This is a genomic window from Paenibacillus sp. ACRSA (assembly GCF_022346845.1).
GTDB lineage: Bacteria > Bacillota > Bacilli > Paenibacillales > Paenibacillaceae > Paenibacillus.
The window spans coordinates 73,551-91,051 of sequence record NZ_JAKRNP010000002.1 but is presented as its reverse complement, the minus strand read 5'-3'; the positions used below and the strand labels follow the sequence as shown (position 1 = coordinate 91,051).

Annotated in this window: 19 protein-coding genes; all 19 read left to right on the top strand. The window is 38.3% G+C overall.

The window, feature by feature from the left end:
* The first annotated feature begins 21 nt into the window (after positions 1 to 21).
* Positions 22 to 3,318 carry a phage late control D family protein gene (locus tag MH215_RS05365; RefSeq protein WP_239288882.1) on the top strand — a complete coding sequence of 1,099 codons (3,297 nt, stop codon included), beginning with the start codon at positions 22 to 24 and terminating at the stop codon, positions 3,316 to 3,318.
* Between the two features lie 16 nt (positions 3,319 to 3,334).
* The gene (locus tag MH215_RS05360) at positions 3,335 to 3,823 is read left to right on the top strand and encodes a hypothetical protein (RefSeq protein WP_239288881.1); all 489 of its coding nucleotides are present in this window, start codon (positions 3,335 to 3,337) and stop codon (positions 3,821 to 3,823) included.
* A 256-nt stretch (positions 3,824 to 4,079) separates the two neighbouring features.
* A complete protein-coding gene (locus tag MH215_RS05355) occupies positions 4,080 to 6,704 on the top strand; it encodes a hypothetical protein (RefSeq protein ID WP_239288880.1) in 2,625 nt (874 codons plus the stop codon).
* 24 nt (positions 6,705 to 6,728) lie between these two features.
* A complete protein-coding gene (locus MH215_RS05350) occupies positions 6,729 to 7,550 on the top strand; it encodes a hypothetical protein (protein ID WP_239288879.1) in 822 nt (273 codons plus the stop codon).
* Between the two features lie 382 nt (positions 7,551 to 7,932).
* Positions 7,933 to 8,811, top strand: a complete 879-nt coding sequence (locus MH215_RS05345; RefSeq protein WP_239288878.1) for a CdiA C-terminal domain-containing protein — start codon at positions 7,933 to 7,935, stop codon at positions 8,809 to 8,811.
* A gap of 17 nt (positions 8,812 to 8,828) precedes the next feature.
* A complete protein-coding gene (locus tag MH215_RS05340; protein ID WP_239288877.1) occupies positions 8,829 to 9,323 on the top strand; it encodes a SitI3 family protein in 495 nt (164 codons plus the stop codon).
* A gap of 533 nt (positions 9,324 to 9,856) precedes the next feature.
* Complete coding sequence (locus MH215_RS05335) at positions 9,857 to 10,213, top strand: hypothetical protein (protein WP_239288876.1); 357 nt, start codon at positions 9,857 to 9,859, stop codon at positions 10,211 to 10,213.
* Positions 10,150 to 10,593, top strand: a complete 444-nt coding sequence (locus MH215_RS05330; protein WP_239288875.1) for a hypothetical protein — start codon at positions 10,150 to 10,152, stop codon at positions 10,591 to 10,593. Before MH215_RS05335 ends, MH215_RS05330 begins: the two co-directional genes overlap by 64 nt.
* Positions 10,593 to 10,784, top strand: a complete 192-nt coding sequence (locus MH215_RS05325) for a hypothetical protein (RefSeq protein ID WP_239288873.1) — start codon at positions 10,593 to 10,595, stop codon at positions 10,782 to 10,784. The genes MH215_RS05330 and MH215_RS05325 overlap by 1 nt, the downstream gene beginning before the upstream one ends.
* Positions 10,774 to 11,298, top strand: coding sequence for a hypothetical protein (locus tag MH215_RS05320; protein ID WP_239288871.1), 525 nt, complete (start codon positions 10,774 to 10,776; stop codon positions 11,296 to 11,298). Before MH215_RS05325 ends, MH215_RS05320 begins: the two co-directional genes overlap by 11 nt.
* 315 nt (positions 11,299 to 11,613) lie before the next feature.
* Complete coding sequence (locus MH215_RS05315) at positions 11,614 to 12,141, top strand: hypothetical protein (protein ID WP_239288870.1); 528 nt, start codon at positions 11,614 to 11,616, stop codon at positions 12,139 to 12,141.
* A gap of 475 nt (positions 12,142 to 12,616) precedes the next feature.
* Positions 12,617 to 12,919, top strand: a complete 303-nt coding sequence (locus MH215_RS05310) for a hypothetical protein (RefSeq protein WP_239288869.1) — start codon at positions 12,617 to 12,619, stop codon at positions 12,917 to 12,919.
* 101 nt (positions 12,920 to 13,020) lie between these two features.
* Positions 13,021 to 13,458 carry a deaminase domain-containing protein gene (locus MH215_RS05305; protein ID WP_239288868.1) on the top strand — a complete coding sequence of 146 codons (438 nt, stop codon included), beginning with the start codon at positions 13,021 to 13,023 and terminating at the stop codon, positions 13,456 to 13,458.
* Between the two features lie 5 nt (positions 13,459 to 13,463).
* Entirely contained in the window at positions 13,464 to 14,147 is a 684-nt protein-coding gene (locus MH215_RS05300) for an Imm3 family immunity protein (RefSeq protein WP_239288867.1), read from the top strand.
* A 350-nt stretch (positions 14,148 to 14,497) separates the two neighbouring features.
* Positions 14,498 to 14,986, top strand: coding sequence for a hypothetical protein (locus tag MH215_RS05295; protein ID WP_239288866.1), 489 nt, complete (start codon positions 14,498 to 14,500; stop codon positions 14,984 to 14,986).
* 253 nt (positions 14,987 to 15,239) lie between these two features.
* Positions 15,240 to 15,440 carry a hypothetical protein gene (locus MH215_RS05290; RefSeq protein WP_239288865.1) on the top strand — a complete coding sequence of 67 codons (201 nt, stop codon included), beginning with the start codon at positions 15,240 to 15,242 and terminating at the stop codon, positions 15,438 to 15,440.
* 15 nt (positions 15,441 to 15,455) lie between these two features.
* Positions 15,456 to 15,938, top strand: a complete 483-nt coding sequence (locus tag MH215_RS05285) for a hypothetical protein (protein ID WP_239288864.1) — start codon at positions 15,456 to 15,458, stop codon at positions 15,936 to 15,938.
* An 87-nt stretch (positions 15,939 to 16,025) separates the two neighbouring features.
* A complete protein-coding gene (locus MH215_RS05280; RefSeq protein ID WP_239288863.1) occupies positions 16,026 to 16,268 on the top strand; it encodes an Imm3 family immunity protein in 243 nt (80 codons plus the stop codon).
* 682 nt (positions 16,269 to 16,950) lie between these two features.
* A complete protein-coding gene (locus tag MH215_RS05275) occupies positions 16,951 to 17,331 on the top strand; it encodes a hypothetical protein (RefSeq protein ID WP_239288861.1) in 381 nt (126 codons plus the stop codon).
* Positions 17,332 to 17,501 lie beyond the last annotated feature (170 nt).

Genomic DNA, 17,501 nt, shown 5'->3' with positions numbered 1-17,501 from the left:
TTCTAAAGGGGGAGATGAGATATGGAAGTAACTTATCAAGGAGATGGCTATGAGTTAACGTGGCCATATAACATCAAGGAGCTGCGTAGTTTTCGAATTGAAAGAGCTTTTAACACGCATGCCAAATGTGTATTTATAGCTCGCATGAGCGAAGAGGAAGCAGAGCAATGCTTGATACATAGCAGCTTTGAGGATAGTTTAATTATACAAAAGATTACGGATGCAAGACCGGAAAGCTGGTTTGCTGGGGGGATTATCAAAGTAGACATCCAGATGGAGGATGGCATCCCGCTTGTAGAGGTACATGCACTCTCGCGTAGCTACGTGATGGATATGACACCCCAAAGCCGTTCCTATCAGAACAAACGTCTGACATATACTGATGCTGTGCGCCAGTTGGCTGGAAAGTACCATGGAGGAGATGCCCAGAACATGGCGACCAGTGATCAGGCATCGATCGGAGCCTTGCTTGTGCAATATGAGGAGACGGACTGGCAATTCATGAAGCGACTCGCAGCCCGTGTGGGTACCGTCATCTTGCCGGATGTTACGATGGATGCCCCTCGTATATTCTTCGGAGTCCCGGACTTATCGTGGGGGCAGGAGATCAAGGCTATTCGTTACACGGCAATGAAAGATCGAGCACAGTATGAGCAACTGAAGGCACATACGGAAGGTGATGATGCGAAGAAGGTAACTGAGTCTGACTTTGTCCGTTACCGCGTGACAAGTGAACAATTCTGCCAAGTAGGCGATGATGTCTCTTTCAAAGGTCAGATCTGGGTCGTGTCCGAATCGGTCATTAGCTATAACGCAGGCAGACTTAGATATGAATACTTGTTCGTCCAAAGACGAAGCCTACGACGAAAATCCCGACGGAATGAGCAACTTCAGGGTAGATCGCTGGAAGGGCGTGTCGTGAAACGGGCGAATAACATGGTGAAAGTGCATCTGGACATCGACGACCAACATGATGAGCAAGGCAACTGGTGGTTTCCGTACTCGGGGGAAGGCAACAACATCTTTCACTGTTTGCCAGATGAAGGGGCACGCATCAAAGTATATTTCCCCAGTGGGACAGAGAAACAGTCTATGGCTATTAATTCTGTGCGCGGTGGTAGCGACGATATGAAAAGCCGGACTGTATTCCATAAGCCAGCAACCAAAGCGTTCGAGATGCCAGGCGAAGCGCGTATGCAGCTTGGCGACGATGGCGTATTGTTCAAGAAGGGAAGCGTCAGTCTGCATCTGGATGCGGGAAACATTAGCCTGAACGCGACGGAAGATCTGCTCGTGGTGGCGAGTAGTCAGATTGAGGCGGGTTCAGGTAACGACAAGGGCATGCTGGAATCATTCAAAATCCAAGCAGAGCAGCAGATTGTCTTGCAGACGAATGTGGATCAATATGTCGTCCTTAGTGGCAACCGGGTGGGCATTCAGAGCAAAAAGGTGGATTTCCAGAAGATCGAAGTCGATTTTGCGGAATTGCTGACCGATGAAGAACTGGAAGAGCTGTATCTGGATATGCTGGCAGATGGCGAAATTATGAAGCAGGAAATAGATCTGTCGATGAATTTGAAGACGGCAGTACAGTTAACCGATGCACAGCGCGCTGATATTCGCAGCCAGGTTGCACAGACGGCTCAGAGTGATCCTGGACTAGCGAATCAGGCGAAGGACTGGATGAGCAGTAAAACGCCGGATGAACAGAAAACGGTCTATCAGAACAAGTACGTGAATCAACCTGCCGCTGAACACGAAAAGAAAAGCAAAGAGCAAAAACAAGTGGAACTGGCGCAGCAGCAACAGGAATACAAGGAGATGAATCAGAACCGTACGAAGATTTACAATTGGCAGCAACAATCGAAGGAGATTCGGGCAACAGGAGAACGGGCAGGGAAAACGGAAGCGCAAATCCAAGCGATGCTACCCGCACCTCCGGTACTAAGCGGACAGCGCTCTTCTGGGCATGGATCTTCAAGTGGGAAAAAGAGTCTGGGAGAGCAGTTCATGGAATCCACCGGTCTTGGAGATGCCTTTAAATCTATCCGTCCATGGCTCGATCAGATGGAGCTGGACCATGTCATTCCGCAAAAACCGGATTATTTAAGCAAACAAACGCAAAAAACGGTATACTTATCCAGGTATACGTTCCAAGTGTTGATAGTAGATCCCCAGATGATGATTGCCCAATTCAATATTATTTTTGGCGTGGTGGCCATCATATCTGCGATCCCATCAGGCGGGCTCTCTCTGTATGTTCTAGCTGCTGCAGATGCAGCTATAGGTGCAACGATGATTGTCGTGAATGTCCAGAAACTGAATGACCTGAAGAACGGAAACGCGTATACCAATCCCACGTTTCTTGGAATGGATCAGAAGATGCTGGATGATCTCGGTGTCGCTCTGATGTTTGTCAATCTGGCGATCTTGGCCAAACATGGGCTCAATAAAGCCGCGGATAAGCTGATCAATAGTAAAAACATGTCGGCATTAGATAGTAACTGGACGGCGTGGAAACAACAAGCGAAGACGAACTTGAATAAAACAGCGGGTAACATCACGGATGTTGCTTCTGATGCGCTGAATCGGGCGAAGAATCGCCTTCCCGGTTCAAAGCTCGCCATGGATGGCTCACCTCATGTATCCTTCAGTAAACCTACCGAGCCTTTGCCGCAAAATAGCAGACAGCAGAACTTCTGGAAAGAGACGGAGGCAGGTAAGGGGGATTTAGCGAGGAAACTGGATGGGGGAACGGGTAACTCTCAAGGAACACATTATATAACTGATCCAGCAGAGATGAAGCCATATATCATACCTCCGAAAGATGGCTTTGATGCATTTTTGGAAAGGAAGTATATCAAAATAAGGAAAATAGGTTTAGAGGACGTGTCTGTAGTGGCAAAGAATTCTGGTTTATCTGAGCCAGAAATAAGTGCTGTGAAAAAACATTTATTTCTTGACACACATCCGCTATCAATAGAAGGTGCTACTTATAAAAAACTCTACTTTAAAGCTGATCCAGATGTTGCACATATTTGGGAGGTAGCTCAAACTAGAGAACTTAACACTGTAGAAAAAGAATGGTTTAGAAAACTAGCTAATCATGAATTGAAGGAGAAAGAATTAATGGAAAACGGGATGCCATTAATGGATCATTCTACATGGAATCCCAAAACCGAAAGATTTAATCCTGATCCTGAAAAAAATGCACATGATAAAGCAAATATTACTGACCCTAACCCTAAGAGTATTCCAGATTTTGACTATCAAAAAGATTTTGATAGATACTTTTCTGATGCTAAAGATAACTACTAATCACGAGGTGAACAAAATGCATATTGAAATAGCGGTTTCTAGAATAAATGATATAAAATGGAATTTAGTAGGGACACTTGTTAATGAAGGAGATGAAGATTTAGGCTATGAATTTTTGAGAGAATTGGCTCAATTTTTTAAAAAGAATCAGTTACAACCTGTGCCACCAGCTATGGCAAACATTGCAAGGTTGCTTGGAGATTTTGAAGGTGAAGTAACTGTTTCAGCTTATTGTAATTTGGATGCAGTGGAGTTTTTGAATAAAAGTTTGTACACACGAAAAACAATTGATTATTATTTACAATTGGCAAAGTATGCTGATGATTTCCCTGATGCGAGCCAGTATCTACATATATATGAGCTTTTGATTAGAGTCTTAGAACGAGGAGGTTGTTTTTATCTTAAGCATAATGAGCTAGAAATAGAAAAGAGAGCCTATTATCCTTTAAGTGGATGGTTTGAAAGGTTTATTGATAAAGAACCAATGGACATAAGTGATCTTTAGTATGTCTATAAGAATGTGTAGAGATTTATTATTCAACTATATAATCTAGTGTAATACAATAATTAAATACAACCTTTAAACTAATAACTTGAAAAGCTTTCATAAGCTTATTCCAACTTGAACGATGAGGAGGAATGAGCTTTTTTTATTGCTTGTCCAAAATATGAACAGACAGTGGTACTAGAATTATTGAAAATCAATCAGGAATTAGAAAAGGAATTGCGCTATAGAAAGCCAATGAAAGTTCGAGCACAGTATGAAAATGAAGGCACATGCGGAAGGTGACGATGCGAAGAAGGTAACTGAGTCTGACTTTGTCCGTTACCGTGTGACAAGTGAACAATTCTGCCAAGTAGGCGATGATGTCTCTTTCAAAGGGCAGATCTGGGTCGTGTCCGAATCGGTCATTAGCTATAACGCAGGCAGACTTAGATATGAATACCTGTTCGTCCAAAGACGAAGCCTACGACGAAAATCCCGACGGAATGAGCAACTTCAGGGTAGATCGCTGGAAGGGCGTGTCGTGAAACGGGCGAATAACATGGTGAAAGTGCATCTGGACATCGACAACCAACATGATGAGCAAGGCAACTGGTGGTTTCCGTACTCGGGGGAAGGCAACAACATCTTTCACTGTTTGCCAGATGAAGGGGCACGCATCAAAGTATATTTCCCCAGTGGGACAGAGAAACAGTCTATGGCTATTAATTCTGTTCGCGGTGGTAGCGACGATATGAAAAGCCGGACTGTATTCCATAAGCCAGCAACCAAAGTGTTCGAGATGCCAGGCGAAGCGCGTATGCAGCTTGGCGACGATGGCATATTGTTCAAGAAAGGAAGCGTCAGTCTGCATCTGGATGCGGGAAACATTAGCCTGAACGCGACGGAAGATCTGCTCGTGGTGGCGAGTAGTCAGATTGAGGCGGGTTCAGGTAACGACAAGGGCATGCTGGAATCATTCAAAATTCAAGCAGAGCAGCAGATTGTCTTGCAGACGAATGTGGATCAATATGTCGTCCTTAGTGGCAACCGGGTGGGCATTCAGAGCAAAAAGGTGGATTTCCAGAAGATCGAAGTCGATTTCGCGGAAATGCTGACCGATCAAGAACTGGAAGAGCTGTATCTGGATATGCTGGCAGATGGCGAAATCATGAAGCAGGAAATAGATCTGTCGATGAATTTGAAGACGGCAGTACAGTTAACAGATGCACAGCGCGCTGATATTCGCAGTCAGGTTGCACAGACAGCTCAGAGTGATCCTGGACTAGCGAATCAGGCGAAGGACTGGATGAGCAGTAAAACGCCGGATGAACAGAAAACGGTCTATCAGAACAAGTACGTGAATCAACCTGCCGCTGAACCTGAAAAGAAAAGCAAAGAGCATAAACAAGTGGAACTGGCGCAGCAGCAACAGGACTACAAGGAGATGAATCAAAACCGTACGAAGATTTACAATTGGCAGCAACAATCGAAAGAGATTCGGGCAACAGGAGAAAGAGCAGGGAAAACGGAAGCGCAAATCCAAGCGATGCTACCCGCACCTCCGGTACTAAGTGGACAGCGCTCTTCTGGGCAAGGATCTTCCAGTGGGAAAAAGAGTCTGGGTGAGCAGTTCATGGAGTCCACCGGTCTTGGAGATGCCTTTAAAACTATCCGTCCATGGCTCGATCAGATGGAGCTGGAACATGTCATTCCGCAAAAACCGGATTATTTAAGCAAACAAACGCAAAAAAAGGTATACTTATCCAGGTATACGTTCCAAGTGTTGATAGTAGATCCCCAGATGATGATTGCCCAATTCAATATTATTTTTGGCGTTGTGGCCATCATATCCGCGATCCCATCAGGCGGGCTCTCTCTGTATGTCCTAGCTGCTGCAGATGCAGCTATAGGTGCAACGATGATTGTTGTGAATGTCCAGAAACTGAATGACCTGAAGAACGGAAACGCGTACACCAATCCTACGTTTCTTGGAATGGATCAGAAGATGCTGGATGATCTCGGTGTCGCTCTGATGTTCGTCAATCTGGCGATCTTGGCCAAACATGGGTTGAATAAAGCCGCCGATAAGCTGATCAATAGCAAGAACATGTCGGCACTAGATAGTAACTGGACGGCGTGGAAACAGCAAGCGAAGACGAACTTGAATAAAACAGCGGGTAACATCACGGATGTTGCTTCTGATGCGCTGAATCGTGCGAAGAATCGCCTTTCCGGTTCAAAGCTCGCCATGGATGGCTCACCTCATGTATCCTTCAGCAAACCTACCAAGCCTTTGCCGCAAAATAGCCGACAGCAGAACTTCTGGAAAGAGACGGAGGCAGGTAAGGGGGATTTAGCGAGGAAACTGGATGGGGGAGCGGGTAAAGCTCCTACTATAAAACCTGTTGAACCAAGGGGCGAACCATTAATATTTATCCCTGCATTTAAACAAGAAGAGATTGCCTTAAAGACATATGAAAAACTAAGAGCTTCAGGATTAGACCTTGAGGAAATTAAGACCTTTGCAAGAAATACAGGACTTAGTGTTGATGAATCAATCAAATTAAAAGAACATTTGTTTTTGACAAAACATATAAATCTACCAGATTATGCTGGAGGGAAATATTATTATGAAGGATATTTTGATCCCGAAATCGGTATTGCATATGGGTGGGAAAAGGCTCTAAAGGAAGAATTACCACCTATCGAAAAGCAATGGTTCCGAGAACTAGCAGATCACGAACTGGCTGAGAGTAAATTAATGCAAGAAGGGATGGTATATCGTAAAGTGGGTTCGTGGCATCCAAAGAATGGAATGACAGGGGATCCTCCAGGAGCTCACGATCTAGCACCACCTCCTCCAGATGAATTATATCCAGGAATGGAAGTCGAGATTTAAACAATATTTATTGGGGTGAAAAAAATGAACCATTTCTTTGAAAAAGCCAGAGAGAGGATACAAAAAATTAATTGGAGTTATAAGGAACCAAGCAAACCTTCACATGCTATTCTAGTATCTGAATTCATAACACATGGAAATCTATTTATGGATTATTGTAATTATGATCCCAATAATAGACGAGCTATCTTTAGTGCAACTAAGATTTGTGAAATTGAATTGCCAATAGATGCTAAGTCTGAATGTATAGAGTTGAATGAGATAAAAGACGGTTGGGCTAAGATGATAAGTACTTTTTACTTGGAGTGGTCATTTTTAATTGATCAGAATTTCCCTGCCTCACTAAAATTTAAAGAATTATATGATCCTATAATTAAATTGTATGAACGGGGAGGTAGAATAAGCTATCATAACAACGAGTTAATTAGTGGGAAGTATGGATGGCCACGAAATTCTGCACTCATTTTAGAGAATAATCCTTTGCGATGTTATAGTGATGAACTTTTAGATGAAGTAGATAATGGATGGCATTATAAACAATTTTTTAATAATAGTTATTTGGAGCTAATAGATATAGAAAATTACAAAGAAGAAGAAGTTGCCGAAATCATTCTGGAACAATTAAAAAATAGTAATCATTCATTTTCTAATATGGCTATTATTCTTACGGCACTTGGCGAAGTATTATTAAATAATTCAATTAATTCATATGTTCACCTAGATAAGGTGAAATCTAAACTTGAACAATTCAATATAAATGATTTAAACGTATTGCTACCTGAATTGGAGAAAAAAGACTTAAGTATCCGAATCAAACAACTACTATCTCGATTAGATAAAGGCTAGTTTTGCATATAAGTCAATTATTCTAGGTATTATTACATTGTATAGAGTTTAGCACCTTAGGATAGCTCAAAAAAAGAACATGAGACAAATTAATGTTCAAATTAGAACTTGTTAATGGTAAGCTTAAAAAATTGTTGAGTAAGAATAAAATTTCCCCAAATTATTATTTTATTGTGATTGGATTAGTGATTACAGAAAAAACAGAATTTTCGTTTTTTTTAATGAAATAAATATTCATATTTAAGGATATATTTAGCAGATCAATCAAAAGGTGATTGATCTGTTTTATTATTTTCTAGGGATTCGCGAATGTCCAGAAACTGAATGACCTGAAGAACGGAAACGCATATACCAATCCCACGTTTCTTGGGATGGATCAGAGATGCTGGATGATCTCGGTGTCGCTCTGATGTTCGTCAATCTGGCGATCTTGGCCAAACATGGATTGAATAAAGCCGCTGATAAGCTGATCAATAGCAAGAACATGTCGGCACTAGATAGTAACTGGACGGCGTGGAAACAACAAGCGAAGACGAACCTGAATAAGACAGCGGGTAACATCACGGATGTTGCTTCCGATACGCTGAATCGGGCAAAGAATCGCCTTCCCGGTTCAAAGCTCGCCATGGATGGCTCACCTCATGTGTCCTTCAGCAAACCTACCAAGCCTTTGCCGCAAAATAGCCGACAGCAGAACTTCTGGAAAGAGACGGAGGCAGGTAAAGGAGATTTAGCGAGGAAACTAGATGGGGGAACGGGTGAAGAAAGTTTTACTCCTAGCCAAGCAGAAGGTGGAGGACATTGGGGGAATCCAGGACAGATAACCATGCCAGTAAATCCTTCAGATTCAAATGCCCAGGCACGAGGATACAAAACTACAATAAGGGAAAATATGGATGAAGAGACTAAACGTTCATTATTTCGAGAGAATGAAGCAGCAGAGATTTTATCTAGAAATGGTTACGATGTTGAACAAAATCCAAAAATTTTAGACACTAATAAAGATCCTGACTATTTAATAAATGGTACTATTTTTGACTTCTATTCACCTCAAGGTGAAACAAGCTCGCGTGGTATTGCTTCACAATTAGAAAAGAAGAAAATAAAAAAAGGTCAAACAAGAAGAATTGTGCTCAATCTTGGAGACTGGAATGGAGATATAAATGAATTGAAACAACAATTTACTGAATGGCCAATAATGAATTTAGACGAAGTCATTGTAGTAACTAAAGATAAAAATGTAATTCATTTAATACCTTAAGTGGGAGGTTCATAAGAATGGCTTTAGAATATTCATTTATCTTAGAAAAAATACAGTTATCCAATGATGATCTCATTACTGAATTAGGGAAATTGGGTGTAAAACTAGACATAAACAAAATAGAAAAAATGACAAAGGGGATTCAGATAACAGAGACAAATGAAATACTTGGTTTTACATTGGCACTATTGGACACCTCTGATTCTTACTTTGGTTATGAATCAGAGTATTTTATAAATGAATTTAAGGATCAACAAGATTTAAGTTTTAGATTAAACAAGTTTTATGACTGGGAAAAGGCAATGATTAACATATTAACTATTGTTTTTGAATTAATAGATAATGTTTACTCTAACTGTATTTTTGAATTTAATGGCGATACGATTTATTTGGTGAAGAAAAATGAAGTAATATATGTCAATAATAACACTTCTTTTTGGGATAATGAGAACTTCAAACGATTTATTGAACATAGAAAATTTGTCTTATTGAACACTAATGAAATAATCTGAAATATATTGACACTATAGCCTACTGCATTAATCAGGCATACACAACGATTGGCAGCTTAAAGATTTTTGTGTAAATGAAATAACCTAAATAACCTAAATAACCCAATTTCATCCACTAAATAGATTCATTATGGCCACTACCATAATTGATCTGTTTTTTACGTCTGCTTTCTTTAAGTATCTACAATTTTATTGAACTGTAGAAAATGCTTCTTAATAGAAATGCACTAGAATAGAGTTTTCGTAAAATAGGTAGGGTAAACTTGACTAGTCCCTTCCTACTGAACTACAGTCGATTTGAAGGACGTTAAACTATTATAAAAAAGGTAAGTGAAATGTGTATGGAGATCACCGGGACTCGTAAATGCTTGAATCAGGTCTATTGTTGAATCTAAAACTAACTTCAGTACCCCATCCAAAATAACGATATATTATTAAAGAAAGCCAAAAAAAAATCAAAAGAAGGTATGCTTTTAGGTGTTGATTATAGATTCCGAGATGCTGATCGCCTAATTTAATATAATTTTGTTGTTGTGACCATTATATTCGCGATCTCATGTCGCTCTGATGTTCGTCAATCTGGCGATCTTGGCCAACATGAATTGAATAAAGCCGCGGATAAGCTGATTAATAGTAAAAACATGTCGGCACTAGATAGTAACTGGACATCGTGGAAACAACAAGCGAAGACAAACCTGAATAAAACAGCGGGTAACATCACGGATGTTGCTTCCGATACGCTGAATCGGGCGAAGAATGGCCTTCCCGGTTCAAAGCTTGCCATGGATGGCTCACCTCATGTATCGTTCAGTAAACCTTCCAAGCCTTGCCGCAAAATAGCCGACAGCAGAACTTCTGGAAAGAGACAGAGGCAGGTAAAGGAGATTTAGCGAGGAAACTGGATGGGGGAACGGGGGATATTCCTAAAAGATATGGGGAGCCTCCAGTTGTAAGTAAATTAAAAATTGATTTAAAAACAGAAGAGAAAGCTAATGAAGTCAGGAACTGGAGTGCTAAAGATGTCCAAGATTTTTCTCATAATATTGGATTGAATTTACAGGAGGCTAACGATCTTTTGTCGCATATGTTTTTAAAGGAATATGATTTACCCTGGTATGATGATAAGGGGCTTTACTACTATAAATCTAAGTTAACACCTGATTCTGAAGTAGTATTCGCTTTTCATAAGGCGGTTGAAGGGGAGTTAACTTGGGATCAAAAGAAATGGTTTAATAAATTGAAAGACCATGAACTAGAAGAAAAAAATTAATGGAAATGGGCAAGGATTATCGTAATCCTAGTGCTTGGAATGGCAAGGATGGTTTTAATCCCGATCCCCCTGGGGCTCATGTATTAGCCCCAGAAAAACCAAAGTTTGGTACATTTCCAGGTTATACAACTGGTTTGAATAAATATTATGGCTATGGCATAAAAGTAGGTGAAGAGTGGGATGAGTTATAATTTCATATCCGCTATAGAAAGAGTACAGCGAATAGATTGGTCTCTAGAGGTAGAGAATAAAAAGTCTAATGATTGTCTAGTATCGGAATTCTTGAGGAGAACATCGGCATTTTTAGTATCTAACACTTTCACTAGTTCAAATTTTTTCTTTAGTCCTATTAAGGTTTTGGGGACAAATATTGAACTTGACCTTGAGAGAATAAGTGAACAGATATTTCCTACAGAAGACATTCCCTATAACCCTATCTCAAGGATAATGTGTTTGCGTTATATAGAATTGGCTTACTTGCTAGACATTCGAATAACAACAGCAATGAAATATCAAGATATTTATGAACCTATAATTAGATTCTTAGAAAGAGGCGGCTCGCTAAGGATTGATAAGGGAGTGTATCTTGAGACCGGAGGGACTACTTTACTACTTGGTGAATGGGTGGAAAGGTACTCAAAAAATGAACCAATTGATATTAGCGATTCATATTTAGATAATGTCGATAGCATAATGGAAAATTAATATTTTTCTCATAAGAGACACATTACTGCTAATATTTTGGTTGAGGTATATGTTGAAAGATTAACTTAATAAACGTTGAAAAGGCGGATTAAGGCAAAATATAATCCGCCTTTTATAATGTTTTTATACAGAACATAGTAGCACACTTGAAAGTAACAAATAACAATATTCTTAACCATTGAGATTACTGGAAGGCCGTCCAATCAGAGGGCACATGAACTTGCTCCACCAGCTCCCAAAGAATTTCCGGATTTCAAGTTTTATGAAACATTATTGTAGAATTACAAATTTATTCATAAGAAGGAGGATGTCTAATTGAGTCTGTTATTCGATGAAGCAAGAACGATAATTAAAAGTATTAATTGGGAAAAAGAAGAACCGAATAGACCTTCGCACGGGATATTGATATATGAGTTCTTGAGAAGATCTTCTCAATTTTATGATTTTATAAATCAAGAACCTAGAAAAAGATTGGCAATTTTTAGCGCTGCAGATATGTGTGACATGAAGTTACCAATTGATATTTATGATTACTGCGATGAATTAAATGAAATAAAAGATGAGTCGCTGGTCAAATCAGCTTGTAAAAGTTACTTAGAATGGGCGTATTTATCTGGCGAGAACGAATCGGTTGCACTTACATTCCAAGATTTATATATGCCTATTATAAAATTATTCAGCAGGGGAGGACGGATAAGGTATCATAATGGTGAGTTAGTTTATGGTTGGGCCGCTCGGGCTAGGATTATACCATTAGAAATGAGTGCAGTTGAGCCAGAAGATATTAGTGATACTGCTTTGGATTTACTAGATAATGATTGGTTTGAGACAACTTTACAGTAATTTTTTTATTAGTTCAGAGTAAGTTTCCTACCATTAACGTCAGAATGCGAGATAACCAACATGTTTGGTTTCATTTTATCCACCGCTAATACTATAATGATAATTTACGCAAGTTCTGGCTATTAGAATATATCACCCTGTGCCGAATGAACCCGATATTCAATTAATTGGGTTGTATGGCATCTAATGCTTTAGTTTCAAAGCCTCAATAAAGCTATTCTGTTACACTGGGGCAGGACGATTATGGTCAGATATCACCATAATCGTCCTTTTTTTCGTGAACATTTCTCAATATCTTTGAAAACTGTAAATCGCTTATCTATAGTTATAATAGAACTAGAGATATTGAACCTAAAAGGGAATATACTAAATAATTTACAAATTTGAGGGATTAATACAGTTTTAAGAAACGAAAAGCTCACAAAATCACCTATTCTTAATGGCCTTCATATTAGCGAACCTCAATCTGGCGATCTTGGCCAAACATGGGTTGAATAAAGCCGCAGATAAGCTGATCAATAGCAAGAACATGTCGGCACTAGATAGTAACTGGACGGCGTGGAAACAACAAGCGAAGACGAACTTGAATAAAACAGCCGGTAACATCACGGATGTTGCTTCTGATGCGCTGAATCGTGCGAAGAATCGCCTTCCCGGTTCAAAGCTCGCCATGGATGGCTCACCTCATGTATCCTTCAGCAAACCTACCAAGCCTTTGCCTCAAAATAGCCGACAACAGAACTTCTGGAAAGAGACGGAGGCAGGTAAGGAGATTTAGCGAGGAAACTGGATGGGGAGACGGGGGAAGGTTGAAGTTGGTTCCCAACAAGAGTTATTGATCAAGAGACAGAAGGTCATATTCTCCATAGGGTGTCAGAGTTGAAAAGTAGATTATCTAACGGCGCTTTGAATAAAAGTGGAGCAAACTTTGGCTATGCAGAAGTTGATATTCCAGGAGTGAAAAAAGAATTCTATGCACACAGCCAAGTAGACGGAGCATCACCACCGCATCAGCCTGAGTTTAATTATGATGGATTTTCTTATAAACCACTGGGCGAAGTGAGGTATCCAGCAGAGGATGCCCCTAATAGTTTAGGTAGAGTTATAGCGAGAAATAGTGATACAGAGCATAAAATAATAAATGATTTAGCTAAACAACTTGGCCCGCCAAATCCAGATATTAAAGGAAAAATCACAGAAAATGATACGTGTATAAGTTGCAATAAAAACATAAGTGATTTTCAAAAAGATTATCCAGGCATAATAATTGAGGTTATTCATAATGGTGGAACTAAAGTTCAAAAAATTACGAGGTGATCTTTATGGCATGGCAATATCAAGATTTAATAGATGAGTTCAATGGAGATGTTGAAAGGTACAAAAATGAATACTATAGTCACGACGAAGCGATAAACATGACTTTTAATGAATTCTACTCTGAAAGTATTGTTGACGAAATGGAAAAAGCACTCATATTTATCGTGTATGTTGAGCTTTCATTACAGAATCCCAGGATTTATGGTGAAACAAAAGAAATTCTTGTACATGCATTAGAATCAATTAACTTTGAGAAAATTGAAAGACAAATAGAAGGTGAACAACTAACTCACGAGCAGTTCGAAGAATTATTAAATCGTAAATATAAGGTACTACAAAAAGTAAAACTAATGCCTCTTGATTTATCCAACCAGGCGAGATGGTATTATACAGAAATTACAAATTCAGTTAGAGATTCATGTTTAGAGCTTGTTGCCAACAATATAAATGGAGAGGAGATCATAAAACAAGTATTGTGTCGATATAAAAGAAGTTGTGATCGTACTGTTAGTACAAAAATTACAGTATATGTAACACTGGCTGAATTTTTAGTAAGAAACGATCAGCCGTTTCCTGAAAAATTACTTAACGAAATACACAGCTTTAATATAAATACAGTTTGTGATGAACTTGTTTTAGAAGAAAAAACAGATCTTGTTCAACGAATAAATAGTTTAATAGAACAATAATAACTCTCCTTACAACTCTGTCGAGCATTTGAAATAAATGTGTTAACAACTCGATAAAAATAGTCAAATTGCAAATATACAAATCCAAATTATTTATAAACTATAAATTTCTAAAAGCTTATTCCCGCTTGAAGTGTAAGTAGGAGTGAGCTTTTTTGTATTATAGTAATCCATGATAAGTCGTTGATATAAAAATTGGCTATAGATCAACCTGCACTAATGCCACACGAGCAATTAAGAAATTTAACTGATACACAACCAGATGATGATTTTCCAGGTTATGATAAATACAAAGAGTATGACCTAAATAATAATAAAAAAATTGACTATTAAATTCTGAGGTGAGAAATATGTACCTAAATAATGCAGTATCGAGAATTAATGGAATTAAATGGGATATGATTGGTGCAATTGTTTCAAATAAAGATGCAGATTTGGGTTGTGAATTTTTAAGGAGGTTGGCATTGTTTTATAAAAATGAATGTCTGAGTCCACAACCACCTATGTTTTCTAATATAGCAAAATTACTTGGTGATACTGAAAATGAAGTACTTATATCGAAGTATTGCAATCCAACGGTTTTAGAGTTTGTTGCTAATTACCAATATATAAAAAAAATATTTGAGTTTTATATACAATTATCAATATACGTTGATAGAAATCCTAAATATACTGAGTATCTAAATGTATATGAACCATTAATCAGAATCATTGAAAGAGGGGGCTTTTTTGTCCTTAGACCACAGGAATTAGACATACAAAACGTTATGTATATACCATTAAATGGGTGGTATGATAGGTTTGTATCAACTGTACCCTACGACACAAGTAATTTGTAATTATCCTAATTTTAGAATTCAATAATCTCAATATGTTTGAAGGGCTATTAGTTAGGGAAGGTGGGGCTACCCATTGGTCGAATGAACTCTTCATTCAACCAATAACACACTTCACCCATGTAATACCTGTATTACGTTTTTACATCGTCCCCAATGCACCACGCATCGTCTATTAAGCGGGCGGAGATTAGCACAAAAATGAGAACTTACAGCTAAGGAAAAAGACTGGTTTAAACAGCTGGCATATCATGAATTGAAAGAAAAAAAGTTAATGGATAGCGGAATTCCATTAATGGATCGATCTACTTGGAACGGTAACACCTTCAATAAAGATCCTGAAAAAAATGCACATGATAAAGCAAATTTAACAGATCCTAATCCTCGAAGTTTCCCAGACTATGATTCTTATAAAGATTGGGATACTTATTCAGATGATTCTATTCATAATTATTAACTTGAGGTGAAAGAAATGCGTTTAGAAGCAGCTGTCTCGAAAATAAACAGTATCAATTGGGGAAATATAGGTAATTTTACTCAGGAGAGGTACTTTGGTTTTGAGTATTTGAGAAGATTATCTCAGTTTTACAAGAATAAACAACTGAAAGCTAAATCACCGGCTTTTGCTAATTTACCTCGTTTTTTAGGAGATATTGAGTGGGATATGGATATTTCCACTTATTTCAGTGCGGATATACTAAGGATTTTTGAGGATAATCAAAGTATAAGAAATATAGTCTTATGGTACTTACAGCTTGCGAGATATTCAGACAAGTGTCCTGAAGCGAGTCAGTATTTAAGCGTGTATGAACCTTTAATAAATTTATTAGAATGTGGTGGCGAGTTCTTCATGAATAATGCTGGGCTAGAAATCAAGAATGAAGGATACTATCCCTTCAACAACTGGTTTGAAAGATTTGTTGATGCTGAACCACGCGACATAAACCATCTATAATACTGGAAAGATCATTAACAACGTAATATGAGATATTTGCCCGTATTGTGGTTCTTTTAACTTTGCCTCAAAGAGGTGTAGATACGTATGAAACAGAATTACGAGGCTTTATTTGGTGCTTTTTATGAAACATATTTTGATTTTAAATGTCAAAAGATGAGTGATGCTGAGGCTCTTGCGAGGACATATTATGCATATTTAGGTGTACAGAATAGGGGAGAGATGGACAAGGCTGTAGTTCATATTGCCGAAGGACGAATCTCATTATCACATTCGAAAATATTTTATAAAGCAAAGGAGAGAATAATTGAAGTACTAAATTCATGTTAGCAAAATATAATTAAGCCCTACAACAAGATTGTTTAATAAAGATTCACAAAACAAACAATTAAAACACATAGTAAACTTTCAAAACCTCTTCCGAACTTATTTTATGAGTAGAAATGAGCTTATACATATGCTTAAAAATTATTGAAGACGAAACCAACAAAAAATGAAAAGTTATTGACAGCAGAGGACATGATTAACGGCACAGTTACAAGAAGAATATGAGACAATTAGAACCAGTTAGCCAGAGTTAAGAAACCAATCGGATAAGCTTAAATGGTATTGAAATACCGACGCACAGATGATGAAACAAATAAATAAATCAGTATCTTAACCTTCATCATATCCGGGATCCCATTAGACGTACTCTCTCTGTATGCACTAGCTACTGCAGATGCAGCTATAGATGTAACGATGATTGTCGTGAATGTCCAGAAACTGAATAACCTGAGTTACTGTTGAAAAAATACACGAGTAACAGAACTAGAAGTTATTAATATGAAAATTCCACTTATGATTCTATTTCAGGCGTTCTCAACCTGATCCCAGTAAGAGCGCTCATTTTGCAGTACCAGCACAGCCGGTTCCTTTCAGGGATTATGAATGATCCAGAATTCAGCTTTAACAGAGCATTAAAAAACTCAGATGCCTATTAACATAAAAATAAGTAGGGTGGTTAAGAATTATGTATAGTAAAATTGCAATAGAAAGATTGAATAAAGTAAATTGGACAACTCTTGGTACAGCAGGTACACGAGAAGATTCGAAACTAATGGCAGAGTATTTGAGAAGGATGGCTATTTTTTCTGTATCCCATAACATTATGCCTCAAAATCCTTTCGTCATTGATATTGCCAATGAATTGGGTTTTCATAACAACATGGATACAGAGAAGTTTTATTCTAGAGAAATGCTTGAATATGTGAATAATAACATGTATGCAAATTATCTGATTAAATCATATTTAAAATTGTCAGTAATATCAGATGAAATTAAAGATGTTCAAAAATATTTAGATATTTATGAACCAATATTAAGATTATTCGAGAAGGGCGCGCATTTTTAGTTAGGTCAGGTTTTATTGATGTTACTAATGTAGGATCTTTTCCAGTTCGAAATTGGTTAAGCCGTTCACAAAACGAGCCATTTAATATTAACGATATATGATTCTGAATTACGAAAGCATACAGATACATGAACTGCATGAACACATCGTAAGGACAGCGAAATAACAGG

What these genes read in the sequence shown, in the direction of transcription:
- MH215_RS05365 (WP_239288882.1), top strand. Translation starts at nt 22, where the DNA reads ATGGAAGTAACTTATCAAGGAGATGGCTATGAGTTAACGTGGCCATAT.
- MH215_RS05360 (WP_239288881.1), top strand. Translation starts at nt 3,335, where the DNA reads ATGCATATTGAAATAGCGGTTTCTAGAATAAATGATATAAAATGGAAT.
- MH215_RS05355 (WP_239288880.1), top strand. Translation starts at nt 4,080, where the DNA reads ATGAAAATGAAGGCACATGCGGAAGGTGACGATGCGAAGAAGGTAACT.
- MH215_RS05350 (WP_239288879.1), top strand. Translation starts at nt 6,729, where the DNA reads ATGAACCATTTCTTTGAAAAAGCCAGAGAGAGGATACAAAAAATTAAT.
- MH215_RS05345 (WP_239288878.1), top strand. Translation starts at nt 7,933, where the DNA reads ATGCTGGATGATCTCGGTGTCGCTCTGATGTTCGTCAATCTGGCGATC.
- MH215_RS05340 (WP_239288877.1), top strand. Translation starts at nt 8,829, where the DNA reads ATGGCTTTAGAATATTCATTTATCTTAGAAAAAATACAGTTATCCAAT.
- MH215_RS05325 (WP_239288873.1), top strand. Translation starts at nt 10,593, where the DNA reads ATGGAAATGGGCAAGGATTATCGTAATCCTAGTGCTTGGAATGGCAAG.
- MH215_RS05320 (WP_239288871.1), top strand. Translation starts at nt 10,774, where the DNA reads ATGAGTTATAATTTCATATCCGCTATAGAAAGAGTACAGCGAATAGAT.
- MH215_RS05300 (WP_239288867.1), top strand. Translation starts at nt 13,464, where the DNA reads ATGGCATGGCAATATCAAGATTTAATAGATGAGTTCAATGGAGATGTT.
- MH215_RS05295 (WP_239288866.1), top strand. Translation starts at nt 14,498, where the DNA reads ATGTACCTAAATAATGCAGTATCGAGAATTAATGGAATTAAATGGGAT.
- MH215_RS05285 (WP_239288864.1), top strand. Translation starts at nt 15,456, where the DNA reads ATGCGTTTAGAAGCAGCTGTCTCGAAAATAAACAGTATCAATTGGGGA.
- MH215_RS05280 (WP_239288863.1), top strand. Translation starts at nt 16,026, where the DNA reads ATGAAACAGAATTACGAGGCTTTATTTGGTGCTTTTTATGAAACATAT.
- MH215_RS05275 (WP_239288861.1), top strand. Translation starts at nt 16,951, where the DNA reads ATGTATAGTAAAATTGCAATAGAAAGATTGAATAAAGTAAATTGGACA.